At 67.5% G+C, this 16,687-nt stretch carries 10 protein-coding genes; 9 read left to right on the top strand and 1 reads right to left on the bottom strand.

What is annotated here, in order from left to right; translation table 11 throughout:
- The first annotated feature begins 100 nt into the window (after window positions 1-100).
- From ACT89O_RS14630 to ACT89O_RS14590, 9 genes are all read left to right on the top strand, one after another.
- Window positions 101-559 (top strand): GNAT family N-acetyltransferase, encoded by a 459-nt coding sequence (locus ACT89O_RS14630; protein ID WP_218299891.1) that lies wholly within the window; start codon window positions 101-103, stop codon window positions 557-559.
- Window positions 560-568: 9 nt separating this feature from the next.
- Window positions 569-2,239, top strand: coding sequence for an isovaleryl-CoA dehydrogenase (locus ACT89O_RS14625; RefSeq protein ID WP_487260434.1), 1,671 nt, complete (start codon window positions 569-571; stop codon window positions 2,237-2,239).
- Between the two features lie 30 nt (window positions 2,240-2,269).
- Window positions 2,270-3,202: a glutathione S-transferase family protein gene (locus tag ACT89O_RS14620; RefSeq protein ID WP_487260433.1), complete on the top strand. Its 933-nt coding sequence runs from the start codon at window positions 2,270-2,272 to the stop codon at window positions 3,200-3,202.
- A 152-nt stretch (window positions 3,203-3,354) separates the two neighbouring features.
- Window positions 3,355-4,260 carry an SDR family oxidoreductase gene (locus ACT89O_RS14615; RefSeq protein WP_431149488.1) on the top strand — a complete coding sequence of 302 codons (906 nt, stop codon included), beginning with the start codon at window positions 3,355-3,357 and terminating at the stop codon, window positions 4,258-4,260.
- A gap of 124 nt (window positions 4,261-4,384) precedes the next feature.
- Entirely contained in the window at window positions 4,385-4,945 is a 561-nt protein-coding gene (locus tag ACT89O_RS14610) for a methylated-DNA--[protein]-cysteine S-methyltransferase (RefSeq protein ID WP_487260432.1), read from the top strand.
- A 162-nt stretch (window positions 4,946-5,107) separates the two neighbouring features.
- Complete coding sequence (locus ACT89O_RS14605; RefSeq protein WP_436129114.1) at window positions 5,108-5,350, top strand: hypothetical protein; 243 nt, start codon at window positions 5,108-5,110, stop codon at window positions 5,348-5,350.
- Between the two features lie 59 nt (window positions 5,351-5,409).
- Complete coding sequence (locus tag ACT89O_RS14600) at window positions 5,410-14,055, top strand: glycoside hydrolase family 94 protein (RefSeq protein ID WP_487262863.1); 8,646 nt, start codon at window positions 5,410-5,412, stop codon at window positions 14,053-14,055.
- A gap of 192 nt (window positions 14,056-14,247) precedes the next feature.
- Window positions 14,248-14,922 (top strand): Crp/Fnr family transcriptional regulator, encoded by a 675-nt coding sequence (locus tag ACT89O_RS14595; protein WP_176888973.1) that lies wholly within the window; start codon window positions 14,248-14,250, stop codon window positions 14,920-14,922.
- A gap of 285 nt (window positions 14,923-15,207) precedes the next feature.
- Entirely contained in the window at window positions 15,208-15,909 is a 702-nt protein-coding gene (locus tag ACT89O_RS14590) for a Crp/Fnr family transcriptional regulator (protein ID WP_487260431.1), read from the top strand.
- Window positions 15,910-15,986: 77 nt separating this feature from the next.
- Here the strand turns inward: ACT89O_RS14590 and ACT89O_RS14585 are convergent, their stop codons facing one another.
- Window positions 15,987-16,604: a BON domain-containing protein gene (locus ACT89O_RS14585; protein WP_487260430.1), complete on the bottom strand. Its 618-nt coding sequence runs from the start codon at window positions 16,602-16,604 to the stop codon at window positions 15,987-15,989.
- Window positions 16,605-16,687 lie beyond the last annotated feature (83 nt).

Raw genomic sequence — 16,687 nt, 5'->3', positions numbered from 1 at the left:
CCCATCCTCGCCGCACATCAGTGCGGCTTTCGGTGGGCGCCTTGCATCCACTGCCTTTGTGGGGCAACGCACCCCATGAAAAGGCCGGGAGCAGGTTCTAATGCGTTGGACCTGGGCCCGCTTCGATGATCTGGGCGTGCACGCCCTGCACGATGCGCTGGCGCTGCGCTGCAAGGTGTTCATCCTGGAGCAGGGCCCTTACCAGGACCCGGACGGAGCGGACAAGCAGTCCTACCACCTGCTGGGATACGACGAGGCCGGGGTGGCGCAAGCCTGTCTGCGCGTGGTGGACCCGGGCGTGAACTACCCTGAGCCCTCCATCGGCCGCGTGGTCACCGCCAAGGAAGCGCGGGGCAACGGCACGGGCAGGGCGCTGATGGCCGAGGGCATCGCTCGCTGCAGCCAGGCATGGCCGGGGCGGGGCATCCGCATCAGCGCGCAGGCCCATCTGCAGGGCTTCTACGGCAGCCTGGGTTTTGAGGCCGTGTCCGATGAGTACCTGGAAGACGATATCCCCCACATCGAAATGCTGAGACGGGGTGACAGCCCCACTGCCTGAGGAGCCGCCATGACCGCTGCCAGCCCTGCCGTCACCCATGAGGTGTTCAACCAGAGCACGCCCTGGGCCGATGTGAACCTCTTCACCGCCAACCAGCCCTTGCAGGACGCGCTGCGCCTGCATGCCCCCAGCCTGCCGCTGGCGGGCCTCGCGGCGCTGGGCGCGGAGATGGGATCGGCCGAAATGCAGACCCATGCTCGGCTCGCCAACACCTACAAACCCCAACTGCGCACCCACGACCGCTTCGGCCATCGCACCGATGTGGTGGAGTTCCACCCCAGCTACCACGCGCTCATCGGCACTGCGCTGCGCCACGGCCTGCACGCCACGCCGTGGTCGCGCCAGGACACGGGCCACGCGCATACCGAGCGGGCCGCAGGCTTCATGCTGTTCACCGAAGCCGAGCCCTCGGTGCTGTGCCCCGTGTCGATGAGCTACGCCGTGACCCCGGCATTGCGAGGCAATTCAGCGGTATGGGCGGGTTGGAGCAAGGGTTTGGCGAGCACGCAGTACGACCCGCGCCTCGCGCTGTTCTCGCAAAAATCCGCGCTCACCATGGGCATGGGCATGACCGAGAAGCAGGGCGGATCGGACGTGCGCGCCAACACCACACAGGCTGTGCACGATGGTGAAGACGCCTGGGGCGCGCGCTACCGCATCACCGGCCACAAATGGTTCTTCTCGGCCCCCATGTGCGACGCCTTCCTGATCCTGGCGCAGGCACCCGGCGGGCTCACCTGCTTCTTCTTGCCGCGTGTGTTGCCTGATGGTGGCGAAGGCACCGTGAACGCCATCCGCATTCAGCGCCTGAAAGACAAGCTGGGCAACCACGCCAACGCCAGCTCCGAGGTCGAATTTATCAACGCCTTGGCCTGGCGCGTGGGCGAGGAAGGCCGTGGCGTGGCGCAGATCCTGGAGATGGGCACCATGACGCGGCTCGATTGCGCTTTAGGCACCAGCGGCCTCATGCGCCAGGCGCTCAGCATCGCTCTGCACCACACGCGCCAGCGCTCGGCCTTTGGCAAGAAGCTCATCGACCAGCCACTCATGCGCAACGTGCTCGCCGATCTGGCGCTGGAAAGTGAAGCGGCTACCGCTCTCTCCATAAGGCTTGCGAGCGCCTTTGACCACAAAGACAAGAGCGAGCACGAGGCCATCATGGCCCGCCTGCTCACACCCGTGGCCAAGTTCTGGGTGTGCAAGCGCGGCAGCGTGTTTGCGCAGGAGGCCATGGAATGCCTGGGCGGCAACGGCTATGTGGAAGAGGGCGGCGAAGGCGTGATGGCCCGCATCTACCGCGAGATGCCGCTTAACTCCATCTGGGAAGGCGCGGGAAACATCATGGCGCTGGATTTGATGCGCGCCGTGCGCCGCGCCGACACCGCTGCCGCTCTGGACGCCGAACTGGCACCCGCACGCGGCGCCCACCCGGCGCTGGACCGTCTGGCCGGCGCATTGCCCCTGCGCGTGGACGCCATGACCACCGAGGCCGAGGCCCGGCGCCTCGCGCAGGATGTGGCGCTGGCCGTGCAGGCGGCCCTGCTGCTGCGCAGTGCGCCCGGTGCCGTTTTCCGCGCGTTTTGCGACTCGCGCCTCTCCGGCGACTGGGGCTACAGCTTTGGCACGCTGGGCGCGGGTGTAAACCTTGACGCCATCCTGGCCCGTGCGCTCCCGGCCTGATTCACCCTACAGAATTTTGCGGAGAACCCCATGTCCCACCTCATCCTGCACCACTACCCCTCGTCGCCGTTCTCCGAAAAGATCCGCGCGGTGCTCGGCTTCAAGCAGCTGGCCTGGAAGTCCGTGATCATCCCCAGCGTCATGCCCAAGCCCGATGTGGTGGCGCTGACGGGGGGTTACCGCAAGACGCCGTTCTTGCAGATCGGTGCCGACATCTATTGCGATTCGGCCCTCATCTGCGATGTGCTGGAGCATGAACAGCCCGAGCCGGTGCTGTACCCGCCGCACCTCAAGGGCGTGGCGCGTGTGTTTGCACAGTGGGCGGATAGCACGCTGTTCTGGGCCGCCATGGCCTACAACCTGCAGCCCAGAGGCGCTGCGGTGCTGTTTGCCAACTTGCCGCCTGCCGCCGCGCAAGTGTTTGGCGAAGACCGCCGCGAGATGAGCGCGGGCATGCAGCGCCTGCGACCGGCCGACGCGACGGCTGCCTACCGCTCGTACCTGCGCCGCATCGCCCACATGGCCGAGGAGCACGACTTCCTGTTCGGTGCCGAGCCCTGCCTGGCCGACTTTGCCGCCTACCACCCGCTGTGGTTCACGCGCCAGTGTGTGCCGGTGATGGCCGACATCTTTGCCGCCACCCCCGCCGTGCTGGAGTGGATGGACCGCATCGCAGCGCTGGGCCATGGTCGTATGGAAAAGTTCAGCGCTCAGGACGCCATCACGGTGGCTGCGGGCATGGACCCTTTGCCCCTGATGGACGACGTGTTCCAGGACGAACACGGCATCCCGCTGGGCAGCCAGGTCACGATTTCCGCCGAGAGCTTTGGCACGGAGCCCACCGAGGGCGAGCTGATTGCTGCCACCCGCACCCGCTACACGCTGCGGCGTACCGACCCGCGCGCGGGTACGGTGCATGTGCACTTCCCGCGCATTGGGTATGTTTTAAGAGCAACCCCCTGAGCGGCTGCGCCGCTTCCCCCTTCTCTCGGCTTCGCCGGGAAGGGGGACGACGCCCTCGCTGCGGGGCGGCTCTTGCTCGGCGTCCCCGGCGTGGGCCCCGCCAGTTTCAACCCAACGCTCTAAATTGTTACGGACTCAAGGAGACAAAAACCATGATCGACAACTTTTCCGGCAAAACCGCCGTCCTCACCGGCGCAGGCTCGGGCTTTGGCCTGGAATGCGCGCGCATCGGTGCCCGCCTCGGCATGAACCTGGTGCTGGTGGATGTGCAGCAGGACGCGCTGGACGCCGCCGCTGCCGAGATGCAGGCCGCAGGCAGCCAGGTGCTGGCCCGCAAGGTGGATGTATCGAACGCTGCGCAGATGGAGCAGCTGGCCGCCGATGTGCAGCAGCGCTTTGGCGCGCCGCACCTGGTGTTCAACAACGCGGGTGTGGGCGCGGGCGGGCTGGTGTGGGAGAACTCCGTCAAGGACTGGGAATGGGTGCTGGGCGTGAACCTGTGGGGCGTGGTGCACGGTGTGCGCCTGTTCACGCCCATGATGCTGGCAGCGGCCAAGGCCGACCCGGCCTGGCGCGGCCACATCATCAACACCGCCAGCATGGCGGGCCTGCTGGCGGCGCCCAACATGGGCATCTATAACGTGAGCAAGCACGCAGTGGTCAGCCTGTCTGAAACGCTGTACCAGGATTTGTCGCTGGTCACTGACCAGATCGGCGCCAGCGTGCTGTGCCCCTTCTTTGTGCCCACCGGCATCAACCAAAGCCACCGCAACCGCCCCGGCGACCTGCCTGCCGAAAAGCCCACCAAGAGCCAGCTCATCGGCCAGGCCATGAGCGACAAGGCCGTGGGCAGCGGCAAGGTGACGGCGGCCGAGGTGGCGCAGAAGGTGTTCGACGCAGCCGCCCAGGGCCAGTTCTACATCTACAGCCACCCCAAGGCACTGGCCTCGGTGCAGACGCGCATGGAAGACGTGATGATGGGCCGCAACCCCACCGACCCGTTTGCCGCCAAGCCCGAGCTGGGCGCGCAACTGCGCGCGGCGCTGCGGGCCGATTGATGGCGCACGCGCATGCTTTGGTGCCGAAAATATGAGAAAAATTAGCCTCTAGCGCTTATCCAGTAAGCGCTGGTAGCTATAAAAAGAGTAGTGAGCACCAAACCTGCAAGGAGGGGCCCGCACTGTGCCTGATGCCGCCCCTGGCCACGGCCATGCGCTGTTCGACACCGCCATCGGCACCTGCGGCATTGCCTGGGGCCCGGGCGGCATCGTGGCCGTGCAGTTGCCCGAGGCGGATGCCGAGGCGACCCGGGCGCGTTTGCTGCGCAGCCATTCACACTGCGCGCAGTCTGGGGAGCACCCCGCCCCCGTGCGCAGCGCCATCGAAGGCATCCAGGCGCTGCTGGCGGGGCAGCCCCGCGACCTGTGCGAGGTGCCGCTCGACATGTCCGGCATTTCGCCGTTTCACCAGCAGGTGTATGCCATTGCCCGGGCCATACCGCCGGGCCGCACGCGCACCTATGGCGAGGTGGCCGAACAGATCGGCAGCAAGGGCCTGTCGCGCGCCGTGGGGCAGGCGCTGGGCCTGAACCCGTTTGCGCCCGTGGTGCCGTGCCACCGGGTGCTGGCTGCGGGTGACCGGCCGGGCGGCTTTTCGGCCGGAGGCGGCGCGCTGACCAAGCTGCGCATGCTTCAGATTGAAGGCGCGTGCCCGGGTGGAACACCATCGCTCTTTGATTGGTAACTGATCGTTTCAGTTCTTGGTGGGTTGCCTTTGGGCTGAAAAAGACCTCTCTGGTGGTCTGTTCGACAGCGTACAGACTCGCGGCCTCAGCCCCTTGTACAAGAGGATCAGAGCGCTGCCGCAACGCGGTGGCGCCATTCACTTGTGTACCAGGAGCCGCCTATGTCCCATCCATCCACCCTTGCCTCTGCGTGGGACACGTCTTGCGTCGGGCAGCCGGCAGACGTATCGCTGCTGGAGCTGTCCCACCTGGGTGAGCACTTGGCGCACTGCGGCGCCTTGCGCGGGCCGCTGGACCAGTTGCTCGCTGGTGCTGCATGGCTGCAGACCCTGGTGGCCGAACATGTGGTGACCGTTGCACTCTTGATCACGTTGCTGGTGGGGGTCGTATCGCTGGTGCGATAGGGGGCGCACGCATGGGCTTACGCACACCATGGCCCTGGGTTCCTTCTGCGCTGGACCGCATGCTCGATGCCCGGGCAGGCCTGGTGCTGGACCCCTTGCGGGCCGAAGTGTTTGGCGTGGCCCGCTTCGAAGAGCATGGCCGGCACCTGGGCGCATCCCACGACGCAGGCAAGGCACCGTTTGGCCGCACCACCTTTTACCCACGCCTGCAGAGCAACATCCGCGCGCTGCGGGCCGCATACCGCTACCTGTTCGATGCACCGCATGACGAGCATGCCATCAGCCCCGCCGCTGAATGGCTGTTTGACAACTTCCACCTGATCGAAAGCCAGCTCAAGGAGATCCGGGCCGGGCTGCCACCGCGTTACTACCGCTCGCTGCCGGTGCTCAAAGACGCCCCGCTGGTGGGCCTGCCGCGTGTGTACGGTGTGGCGTGGTCGTTTGTGGCCCATACCGACAGCGCGTTTGATGAATCGCTGCTGGTGCACTACCTAAATGCCTACCAGCAGACCCGCGAGCTGAGCCAGGGGGAGCTGTGGGCGTTGCCCACCACGCTGCGTGTGGTGCTGGTGGAGAACCTGCGCCGCTTGGCCGAGCGCCTGGCCAGCCACAAGGCCGCGCAGGAGCTGGCCAGCCTGTGCGCCGCCCGCAGCAAGGACCTGAACGTGTTGACGCTGGATGCCGCCTGCGCAGCCATGGAGCAGCGTGGCGTGGCACCGGTGTTCCTGGCCCACCTGGCGCAGTCGATGATGGGGCGCGGCGTGGTGGGCGGGCATGCCGCTGCAGGCACGCCAACGCCCGTACAGCAGTGGTTGCTGACCGCTGTGCCTGACCTGGTGGCGTTGCAGGCCCAGCAGCAGATCAACCAGGCCGCCGACCAGCTGAGCATGGGCAATGCCGTCACGGCACTGCGGCGGGTGGGTGCGGCCGACTGGTCCGACATCATCAGCCAGACCAGCCTGGTGCTGCGCGCCATGCTGCAGTCGCCCGTGTTCGCGGCCGAAGACGAGTCCACCCGCAACACCACCTTGCACGGCATCGAAAACCTGTCGGCCCGCAGCGGGCAGGGCGAGGCCGCCGTGGCGCAGGCGCTGCTGGTGCTGATGTCAGGTGCCGACGGCGAGCCTCCAGATCATCCGGGAGCTGCGCAGGCCTTGGCAGGCTATTGGCTGCAAGGCGCCGGGCGCGGCCAGCTAGAGCATGCCCTGGGTGTGCGCCGACATGCCACCGACGCGGTGGCCCTGTGGCGGTCTGCGGTGGGCCTGTCGCGTGTGCCGCTGTACCTGGGCGCATTGCTGCTGGGCTCGCTCGGTCTGCTGGCCTGGCTGATGGCGCCCCTGTGGGGTGTGCAGGCGGGGCCCGATACCGGCGCAGCCCATCTTGCGGGCCTGGCGCTGGTCGCCGTCTTGTTGCTGCTGCCCGTGTCCGAGATCGTGGTGGCCGTGGTCAACCGGCTCATTGGCGAATCCGTCCGGCCGACCTACATGCCCCGCTACCTGCTGCCAGCGGGCATTCCGGTATCGGCACGTGTGCTGGTGGCGATCCCGGCCCTGCTCAGCAGCACCGGCACCATCGAGCGGCTGGTGCACCGCCTGCACCTGCATTACCTGGCCAACCCCGAGCCTTTTGCGCAATTTGCGCTGCTGACCGACGGTGTGGATGCCGATGTGCAAGACCTGCCCGATGACGGCGTGCTGCTGGCCCATGCCGAGGGCTTGATGTTGGCCCTGAATGCCCAGCACCCGTCTATCACGGGCGGTGCCCCGCGGTTTTTGCTGCTGCACCGCACCCGCACCTACAGCCCCACGCAGCAGCAGTGGATCGGCTGGGAGCGCAAGCGCGGCAAGCTCGAACAGCTGGTGGCGGCCCTCGCCAATGGCGGGCAAGGCGCCTTCCTGGACCTGGGCGAACTCTCGCACTTGGCGCCCCAGACCCGCTATGTGCTCACGCTGGACAGCGATACGCAGCTGCCCCCGGGCCGCCTGCGCAGCCTGGTGGGGGTGGCCGAGCACCCCGAGAACCAGCCCCGGCTGGATGCCACAGGCCAGCGCGTGGTACAGGGCTACGGCATCCTGCAGCCTCGGGTGCTGGCGCCACTGCCCACCGCTGCCACCACCTCGTTGTGGCAATGGCTGTTTGCGGGCCAGCAGGGGCTGGACCCGTATAGCGCCATGACGTCCGACGTCTACCAGGATTTTTTTGCCGAAGGCAGCTTCACCGGCAAGGGCCTGCTGCATGTGGCCACCGTGCACGCCGTGCTGGGCGGGCGCCTGCCGGCCGACCAGGTGCTGAGCCACGACCTGCTGGAAGGCGCGCTGGCACGCTGCGCCGTGGTCAGCGATGTGACGCTGGTGGAGGCGGAGCCCGAACACAGTGACACCGCCGCCGCCCGCCTGCACCGCTGGACGCGGGGCGACTGGCAGCTGTGGCCCTTTCTGGTCCAGGCCCAGCGCTGGGGCCTTTCGCCCATCAACCGCTGGAAGCTGCTGGACAACCTGCGCCGCTCGCTCGTCGCGCCCGCATCGCTGGTGCTGGTGGTGCTGGCCCTGGCGGGCCTGGGCCTGCCCTTGGCCAGCACGCTGGCGCTGGTGGTTGCGGCCTATGCGGCTGCGCCCTTGATGGGGGCACTGGCGGGCTGGGTGCCCAGCCGTTTTGGGCTGGTCGGCATGCGTTTTGTGCACGAAGCATCGGGCGACCTGTTGAGGGCCCTGGCCAGTGGTGTGTGGCACTTAGCCCTGCTGCCACAGCAAGCGCTGCTGTTGGGCGATGCCGTGGTGCGCACCGTGCACCGGCAGGCCGTGAGCCGTTGGCACCTGCTGGAGTGGACCACGGCCGAGGCTGCGCAGAACACCTTGATCACAGGCCTGGCGGCAACGCTGCGCAGACACAAGGCTGCACCCTTGCTGGCGCTGGGCTGTGGCGTGGCGCTGTGGGCCGGTGGAACCCAGGCACCCTGGGCCTTGGTGGGGCCGCTGCTGGCGCTGTGGGCGCTGTCGCCGCTGCTGGTGTGGCTGGCCAACCGCGTTCCGTCTGGCCTGGGCAACCCAACACTGTCGGCACAAGACCAGGACCTGCTGCACGGCGTGGCGCGCGACACCTGGCGTTTGTTCGAGCGCTGTGTGGATGCCCCCAACCACCATCTGCCGCCCGACAACCTCCAGACCGCCCCGTATGAAATGGTGGCGCACCGTACCTCGCCCACCAACATCGGGCTGTACCTGCTGAGCGCCAGCTGTGCGCGCCAGTTCGGCTGGATCGGCACGCTGGAGCTGCTCGACCGGCTCGAAGCCACCCTCGTGACCCTGCAGGCCATGGAGCGGCACCGGGGCCACTTCCTGAACTGGTACGACACCGAAACCCTGCAGCCCCTGCACCCGCGTTATGTGTCCACGGTGGACAGCGGCAATCTCTGCGCGCACCTGGTGGCCGTGGCGCAGGCCTGCAGCGCGCTGGCGGCGCAGCCACTGTCACCGCTGGGGGGTGCGCAGGCCATCCGCACCTCGCTGGCGCGGCTGCAGCCCCGGCTGGGCGTCCACCACCCGGGCTTGCGCGGGATGCTGCCCTCGTCCGCCTTGAGCCGTCTGCTGGGAATGCGTCTGCCGGACCCGGCGCACCAGCCGGAGGCCACTGCGTTTCGCGCGCTGCTGGCGCAGGCGCAGGACGAACTGCGCGGCATGGCCCAGCCACGCCACCCGGCCATCGTGCACAGCCCGCCCACGGCGCAGGACGAACTGCTGTGGCTGCTGGCCGACCACCTGACCACACTACACTCGGTGGACCGCGACCAGCAGGCCGCGCACAACGGCGGCGCACCCGAGGCCGCGCGGCGCCTCATGGCGCTGGCAGAGGCGCTGGATGGCCTGGCCTGGCAGGCCGACTTCCGGTTTCTGTACCACCCCCGTCGGCACCTGTTGCACATTGGCTACCGGGTGGACGAGCAGCAGCTGGACACCTCGTTCTACGACTTGCTCGCGTCCGAGTCGCGCACCACCAGCCTGCTGGCCGTGGCCAAGGGCGACTTGCCCGTCAAGCACTGGGCGGCCCTGGGGCGGCCGTTTTTTGCGAACGGCCACCATGCGGTGCTGCGCTCGTGGTCGGGCTCGATGTTTGAATACCTCATGCCCACGCTGGTCATGGCCGAGCCTTACGACAGCGCCCTGGGCGAGGCCGGGCGGTCAGCCCTGCGCGAGCATGTGGCGCTGGTACAGGGCCTGGGCAAAGACATGCCCTGGGGCATTTCCGAATGTGCCTATGCCGGGCGCGACCACACGCTGGCGTACCAGTACGCGCCGCAGGGCGTGCCGCGCCTGGCCTTGCGCCGCACACCTGTGGGCGAGCTGGTGATTGCCCCCTATGCCACGGCGCTGGCCACCCAGGTGGATGCCCGCGCAGCCTGCGCCAACTTCCGCACGCTGGCCACACTGTCGGCGCGGGGGCGCTACGGCTTTTACGAGGCGCTGGACTTCACACCCGAACGCCAGACCCATGGCGAGCGGCTCACGCTGGTCAGCACCTACATGGCCCACCACCAGGGCATGACCATCGTGGCGTTGGCCAACGTGTTGCTGCAGGGTGTGGCCCAGCGCTGGGGCACGGCGCATGCCCGCATCGAAGCCGTGCTGCCGCTGCTGCAGGAGCGCGCCCCGCGCGAGCTGCCCACCTTGCAGGCCACACCGCCGCGCCTACCGCTGCATGCACGCCAACAAAAAACACCCGACCATGTGCGCCCCGTCACCCCCGGCGCCCAGGCGCTGGAGCCCACGCACCTGCTGGGCAACGGACGCTACAGCGTTACCCTGCGTGCCAACGGGGCGGGGTGGAGCCGCTGGCACCAGACGGGCATCACCCGCTGGCGCGACGATGCGCTGCGGGATGCACATGGCAGCTTTCTGTATGTGCGGCAGATGGGCTCCAGCGTGCCCGCGTCCGTCACCAGCCACCCCGCGCCCGATGCGCGTGCGGTGTATGGCAGCATCTTCCACACCGACCGCGTGTGTTTTGACGCACTGTGGCCGGGGCTGCGCGTGCACACCACCGTGTGGGTGAGCCCGGAAGACGACATTGAACTGCGCAAGGTGGTGGTGAGCAACCTGGGTGATGAGGTGATCGAGCTGGAGCTGATTTCGGCCCTGGACATCACCCTGGCCACCCACGCGGCCGACGAGGCGCACCCCGCGTTCTCCAACCTCTTCATCGCGGCCGACTGGCTGCCCGCACAGCAGGCGCTGAGGTTCATCCGAACGCCCCGCCTACAGACCGAGACCACGCTACAGGCCGCCCACTTTGTCGCAGATACCCAAGGGCACGTGCTGGGCCTGCGTTGCCAGACAGACCGGCAGCTCTGGCTGGGGCGCAACCATACGCCCGGCCAGCCGTTGGCTTTGCTCAGCCGCGTGCCTGAAGTGCCTGCATCGCTCGACACAGGCCTGGACCCTGTGGCGGCCCTGGGCGTGATGCTGCGCATTGCGCCCGGTGCGCAGGCCTGCGTCACTTTTGCTACGGCGGCATCGCAAGACCCGGCCACGCTGCTGGCCATCATCGACAAGTACCGCCAGCCCACCTATCTGGAGCGCGCTTCGGCCATGTCGGCCACGCTGGCCAGCATCCAGTGGGCGTCGCACCGCCCGCACCGCGACTACCTGCCCGCGCTGCAGGCACTGACTACTGCGCTGGTGTTCACGCTGCCCAAGGTCCACACCCCCTACGTGGGCGTGCTGACCGAGGCCCAGGCCGCCCACCCCGTGTGTGACCGGCGCACGTTGTGGCAACTGGGCCTCTCAGGCGACCGGCCCATCGTGCTGGTGATGGCCGGATCGCCCCAGGGCATGGGCTTGCTGCGCACGCTGGCCCAGGCGCTGCGCGAATGGGCGCATGGCGGTGTGGCCTGCGACCTGGTAGTGCTCAGCAGTGAATCGCACTCGTACCACATGCCCCTGCAGCGGGAGCTGACGCTGCTGCGCGAGCACCACGATGCCGACCTGGCCACGCACACCGGCCCGGCGGTGACCAGCCTGCGGGTGCTACGGCTGGATGAGCTGTCGGCTGCGCAGCTGGGCACCTTGGTGAGCCTGGCCCGCATCACCCTGCAGGCCGACGGCCATGCGCTCGTGCACCAGGTGAAGGCTTGGGTAGGAGCCCATGGCGTCTCGATGGCCGGCCCCTGGCGCGGCGGCGCCACGGACGAGGTGCCCACGCACCAGGGCAGCACCCAGGTGCCCGCGCCGGTGGGCGGTTTTGCACCGGTGACCGGCACCTTTGGGTTTGATGTGTCGGCCGCGCTGCGGCCCGCCAAACCCTGGGTCAATGTGCTGGCCAATGCCCAGCTGGGGGCCATGGTGTCGGAAACTGGCGCGGGCAACACCTGGGCGCTCAACAGCCGCCTGAACCAGCTCACCGCGTGGTCGAACGACCCGGTGGCCGACCCGCCCGCCGAATGGCTGCTGCTGCAGGACCGCCGCACGCGCGAGGTGTGGGGCCTGACGCCCTCGGCCTGGGGTGCGGCCGGGGTGGCGTACCGCGTGGAGCACGCCCAGGGCACTACCACCATCCGCCACCGCAGAGGCGCGCTGGAGGTGGAGGTGCGCTGGTGCGTGGACCCCGCCACCGCCATCAAGCAGGTGTTTGTGCAGGTGCGAAACCTGGGCAACCGGCGCGAGCACTTGCGCCTGGTGGGCATGGTGGAGTGGATGATGGGCGAAAAGCGCTGCGACCGTGCCACGCTGGCCACCGCCCCGTGTTTTGCACCACTGCCCGATGGCCGCTTGCTGGGCCTGCTGTGCACGCAGACCGAGGCGGCCGCAGGCTTGGGCGGGGGCACGGCCTTTTTTTGCGAAGCCTCGGCTGGGCCGGGCACGGACGACCGTGCCAACGACAGCCTGGACTGGACTTGCGACCGCCGCGAGTTCTTCGATGCGCAGGGCAATCTGGTGGTGCCCCTGCAGCTGGGGCAGCGCAGCGGGTTTGGGCTGGACCCCTGTGCAGCCCTGTCGCGTTTGGTGACCCTGCGGGCCGGGGCGGTGTTCGAGCGCGTGTACCTGATGGGCTACGCCCCCACCGAGGTTGAGGCACGCACGCTGGGCGCCGAGGCCATGGCCGTCGCGGCCCGCACGCGGGAGAAGGCGACCGTCGACCAGTGGAATCTGCTGCTGGGCGCAACGCAGGTGACCACGCCCGACCCGCTGTTCGACGTGCTGGTCAACCGCTGGCTGCTGTACCAGACGGTGTCTTCACGCCTGTATGCCAAAGCGGGCTTTTACCAGGCGGGCGGTGCCACCGGCTACCGCGACCAGCTGCAGGATGCCATGGCTCTTGCCTGGGCACAGCCGGGCACCTTGCGCGCCCAGATTGTGCTGTGCGCGTCGCGCCAGTTTGAAGCGGGCGATGTGCAGCACTGGTGGCACACGCCGGGTGGGGCCGGAGTGCGCACGCATTTCTCGGACGACCTGCTGTGGCTGCCCTTTGCCTGCGCGCATTACCTGGAACGCACTGCAGACCACAGCTTGCTGGAGGAGCAGGTGGCGTTCCTTGAAGGTTCTGCGATCCCCGAAGGGGCGGAAGACATCTACGAATCGCCCAGCGCCAGCACCACCACGGCCAGCGTGTACGAGCATGCCGCCCGCACCATCGACCGCAGCCTGCGCACCGGCGCACACGGCCTGCCGCTGATGGGCGGCGGCGACTGGAACGACGGCATGAACCGCGTGGGCGACGGTGGGCGCGGCGAATCGGTGTGGTTGGCGTGGTTCCTGTGCGCCATCGTTACCGACTGGATTCCGATCGCCCGTGATCGGGGCGATCTGGATCGCGTGCGGCGCTGGGACGCTGCCCTGACCGGCTGGCGCGCCGCATTGGAAAACCAGGCGTGGGACGGTGATTGGTACCAGCGCGCCTTTTTTGACGATGGCACGGCCCTGGGCAGCCACACGCGGGACGAGGGCCGCATTGACCTCATCGCCCAGGCCTGGGCGGTACTCTCTGGCGCTGCTATGCCAGCGCGGCAGCGCCAGGCCATGGATGCGGTCGAGGCGCATCTGGTCAACCCCGCAGCAGGCTTGATCCAGCTGCTGGCGCCCCCGCTGCACCATGCCGAGCCCAGCGCGGGCTACATCCAGGCCTACCCGCCCGGCGTGCGCGAGAACGGGGGGCAATATGCCCATGGCGGCGTGTGGGCCCTGATGGCCGCCGCAGAACTGGCCCTGCAGGAGCCTGAGCACCCCGGTGCGTTCGATGTGCCTTACCGTTACTTCACCTACCTGAGCCCGGCGCACCGGGCCCAACACCCGGTGTGGGGGCCGGTGTACGCCGTGGAGCCCTATGTGATGGCGGCTGACATCTACAGCCAGCCACCCTATGTGGGGCGCGGCGGCTGGAGCTGGTACACCGGCGCGGCGGGCTGGCTGCACCGGGCGGCGGTGGAGTCCATCGTGGGGTTGCAGATGGGCGCGCAGGAGCTGTTCTTCACCCCTTGCCTGCCATCGCACTGGCCGGGCGCAGAGTTGACGCTGGTGCGCGGTGGGCGCACGCTGCGGTTCATCCTGGTGCGGATGGCCCCAGAGGCGGAGCCTGCCGCGTTGCCGGACAGTGCCCCATCTGGCGCACGCTGGCTCCAGGTGGGAGAGCGGCTGCGCTGGGTCGATCTCCCTTCAGACCTCTGCTGTGTGATCCCTGTCCGGGGGCAGCCAGACACTGTTGCGGGCGCCGTGTAGCGCGAATGGGCAGAAGTCATTTGGTAAATGTGTGTATGTGCGATACCGTACAGACCCGAAGGGCGTGGCCCCACAAACTGGTTACTTGCCCAGCGTGGCAGGCACAACCGCGATGGTGGTGCGCCCCGCGTTCCACAAGGTGCCACCATCAAACGATCCGACTCTCCCCTTCAGAATCAATTGCTGGCCGCTTTGCCGGAGGTGGAGTTGCAGCGCTGGCTGCCGCAGCTGGAGACGGTGGAACTGGCGTTGGGGCAGGTGCTGTACGAATCCGGCGCAACCATGCCGTATGTGTATTTCCCCACCGACGCCATCGTGTCTCTGCTGTACGTGCTGGAGGACGGAGCTTCGGCAGAGATTGCAGTGGTGGGCTTTGAGGGCCTGGTGGGCATCTCCATCTTCATGGGCGGCGGCTCTACCCCGAGCCGTGCTGTGGTGCAAAGCGCGGGTTCGGGTTACCGCATGCGCGCCGACGCCATGAAACTGGAGTTTGCCCGCTCCGGGCCGGTCATGCACCTGCTGCTGCGCTACACGCAGGCACTCATTACCCAGATGGCGCAGACCGCCGTGTGCAACCGCCACCATTCGCTGGACCAGCAGCTGTGCCGCTGGCTGCTGCTGAGCCTGGACCGCCTGCAATGCAACCAGCTGGTGATGACGCAAGAGCTGATCGCCAACATGCTGGGCGTGCGGCGCGAAGGCGTGACGGAGGCGGCCCTCAAGCTGCAGCGTGCGGGGCTCATCAGTTATGCCCGGGGGCGCATCAATGTGCTGGATCGCCCAGGGCTGGAAGGGCGCACCTGTGAGTGCTACGAGGTTGTCAAGAAAGAGTACGACCGCTTGCTGCCCAAGGGCGTTGCCAAATAAGAGCGGCTCACAAAACTCCCCTGGTGTTGTTGTTCCGTCTTGTCGTACCGCTGGTACTGCCTGCGACGGAACGCCTAGCCAGGGCCGCTGCGCTGAGTTTTGTGAGCAGCTCTAAGCCGGTTCGAAAAGCAAGGGCAGTCCGGCAAGGCGCGCTGTGTACGCTGGCAGACAGTCACGGTACATGGGGCCGCCCACACTGGGCAAAGATCTGCGCTGGGCACGCCCAGCGCGGTTGCCATGATGTTGCTTCTTTGAGTGGCGCTGGCCGACCCGTGAGACACCCCGATGCACCACCCCGAAAACGCCCTTCTTCACAAATTGCCCCCTGCAGTGCGCCAGCGGTTGCTAGACCATTGCGAGCCGTTCGAGCTGGTGCTTTCCGCAGAGCTGAGCGTACGGGGCAAGCCGCTGCAGCATGCCCACTTTCCCATCGAAGGTTTCCTGTCTTTGGTGATCGATGTGGACAGCCACCCGCCACTCGAAGTCGGCATGGTGGGGGCAGAGGCGATGCTGGGGTCGGAGCTGATTCTGGGGCTGGCGGCCACACCTTGGCGGGCGCTGGTGCAGGGGGCCGGGTCCAGCTGGCGCATCGGCACCCCGCAGCTGCGGGAGCAGATCGACGCAATTCCCGAATTGGAGGCCTTGCTCCAGGCCTGCCTGCTCGCGCGCCTGCACCAGCAGACGCTGGCGGCGGCATGCCAGCGCTACCACCAGATTGCGCCGCGTCTGGCGCGCTGGCTGCTGATGATGCAGGACCGCTCGCACTCGGATTGTTTTCACGTCACCCAGGAATTCATGGCCCTGATGCTTGGCGTGCGCCGCGTGGGCGTGACCGAGGCGGCCAGCCATTTTCAGGACAGTGGGTTGATCGTCTACCACCGGGGTGAACTCACGGTGCTGGACCGCAAGGCGTTGGAGGTCGAGGCCTGCAGCTGCTACGCCGCAGACAAGCAGATCTATCAGCGATTGATGAAGGCCAAAGTCTGACCATCCAGAAGACCTCAGGAGGCTCTGAGAGCGCAGCGCCCGCACGGCTGTGCCCCGTTCCGGGCAATGGGCCGCGCCTACTGCTTGATCAACAGTTCTTCTTGAATGCTGCGAATGCCCAGCACGCTGTGGGCCAGGTGGACCCAGCCGCTCTGCTTGCGTTCAGTGTATGCAGGCAGCCCGGTTTCCAGAGCCAGGGGATGGCTCAATGCCATCCCAACGGGGGACGGTGCTGGCGGCGTCCCATCCTGCCCGGCGGATTCAGGGTGTGAGAAGTTGCCCAAACTGCGCTGGTTGCGCAACGTGTCTGGGTCGGGAACGTAGCTCTTGCCAAGTGTCGGGTTGGGTGCCACGCCTGTAGAGAACATGAAGCTGTCCACCGAACTCACACCGGGCACGGTTTGCGCCACAAACACGGCCAGATCGATCTGCGTGGGGTCTGCCGCCATGCCGCTGAGCAGCACCACCCCCTGGTGCGATTCGACGCCGATGTTGAAGCTGTTCACCACCGGCGAGAGGATGAGTGCGGCGCGGACGCGGGACGTCAGCACGCTGTCTTCGAGGTAGGCGGTGGGGGAGGGGGCGGCAAGTGTCCAGTCGGTGACCAGCTCGATGCGCTTGCAGCCTGCCAGCGACATCACCGCCAGCGCCCCCATAAGGGCACCGGAAAGCTGACGAGGTGTGGGATGGCGCATGCAAAGTCCTTTGGAAAGGCGGTCACCATGGTGGTGGCCGTTGTTTGCACTGTCCCATGGTGCACTGTGGCGGTCTGTTCGTA

It is taken from the genome of Acidovorax sp. NN32, from assembly GCF_057597245.1.
This window is presented reverse-complemented; position numbering and strand designations above follow the sequence as displayed.

Bases quoted from the DNA above. Each gene is read 5' to 3' on its own strand.
- ACT89O_RS14620 (WP_487260433.1), top strand. From the start codon at position 2,270: ATGTCCCACCTCATCCTGCACCACTACCCCTCGTCGCCGTTCTCCGAA.
- ACT89O_RS14600 (WP_487262863.1), top strand. From the start codon at position 5,410: ATGCTCGATGCCCGGGCAGGCCTGGTGCTGGACCCCTTGCGGGCCGAA.
- ACT89O_RS14590 (WP_487260431.1), top strand. From the start codon at position 15,208: ATGCACCACCCCGAAAACGCCCTTCTTCACAAATTGCCCCCTGCAGTG.
- ACT89O_RS14605 (WP_436129114.1), top strand. From the start codon at position 5,108: ATGTCCCATCCATCCACCCTTGCCTCTGCGTGGGACACGTCTTGCGTC.
- ACT89O_RS14585 (WP_487260430.1), bottom strand. From the start codon at position 16,604: ATGCGCCATCCCACACCTCGTCAGCTTTCCGGTGCCCTTATGGGGGCG.
- ACT89O_RS14630 (WP_218299891.1), top strand. From the start codon at position 101: ATGCGTTGGACCTGGGCCCGCTTCGATGATCTGGGCGTGCACGCCCTG.
- ACT89O_RS14625 (WP_487260434.1), top strand. From the start codon at position 569: ATGACCGCTGCCAGCCCTGCCGTCACCCATGAGGTGTTCAACCAGAGC.
- ACT89O_RS14615 (WP_431149488.1), top strand. From the start codon at position 3,355: ATGATCGACAACTTTTCCGGCAAAACCGCCGTCCTCACCGGCGCAGGC.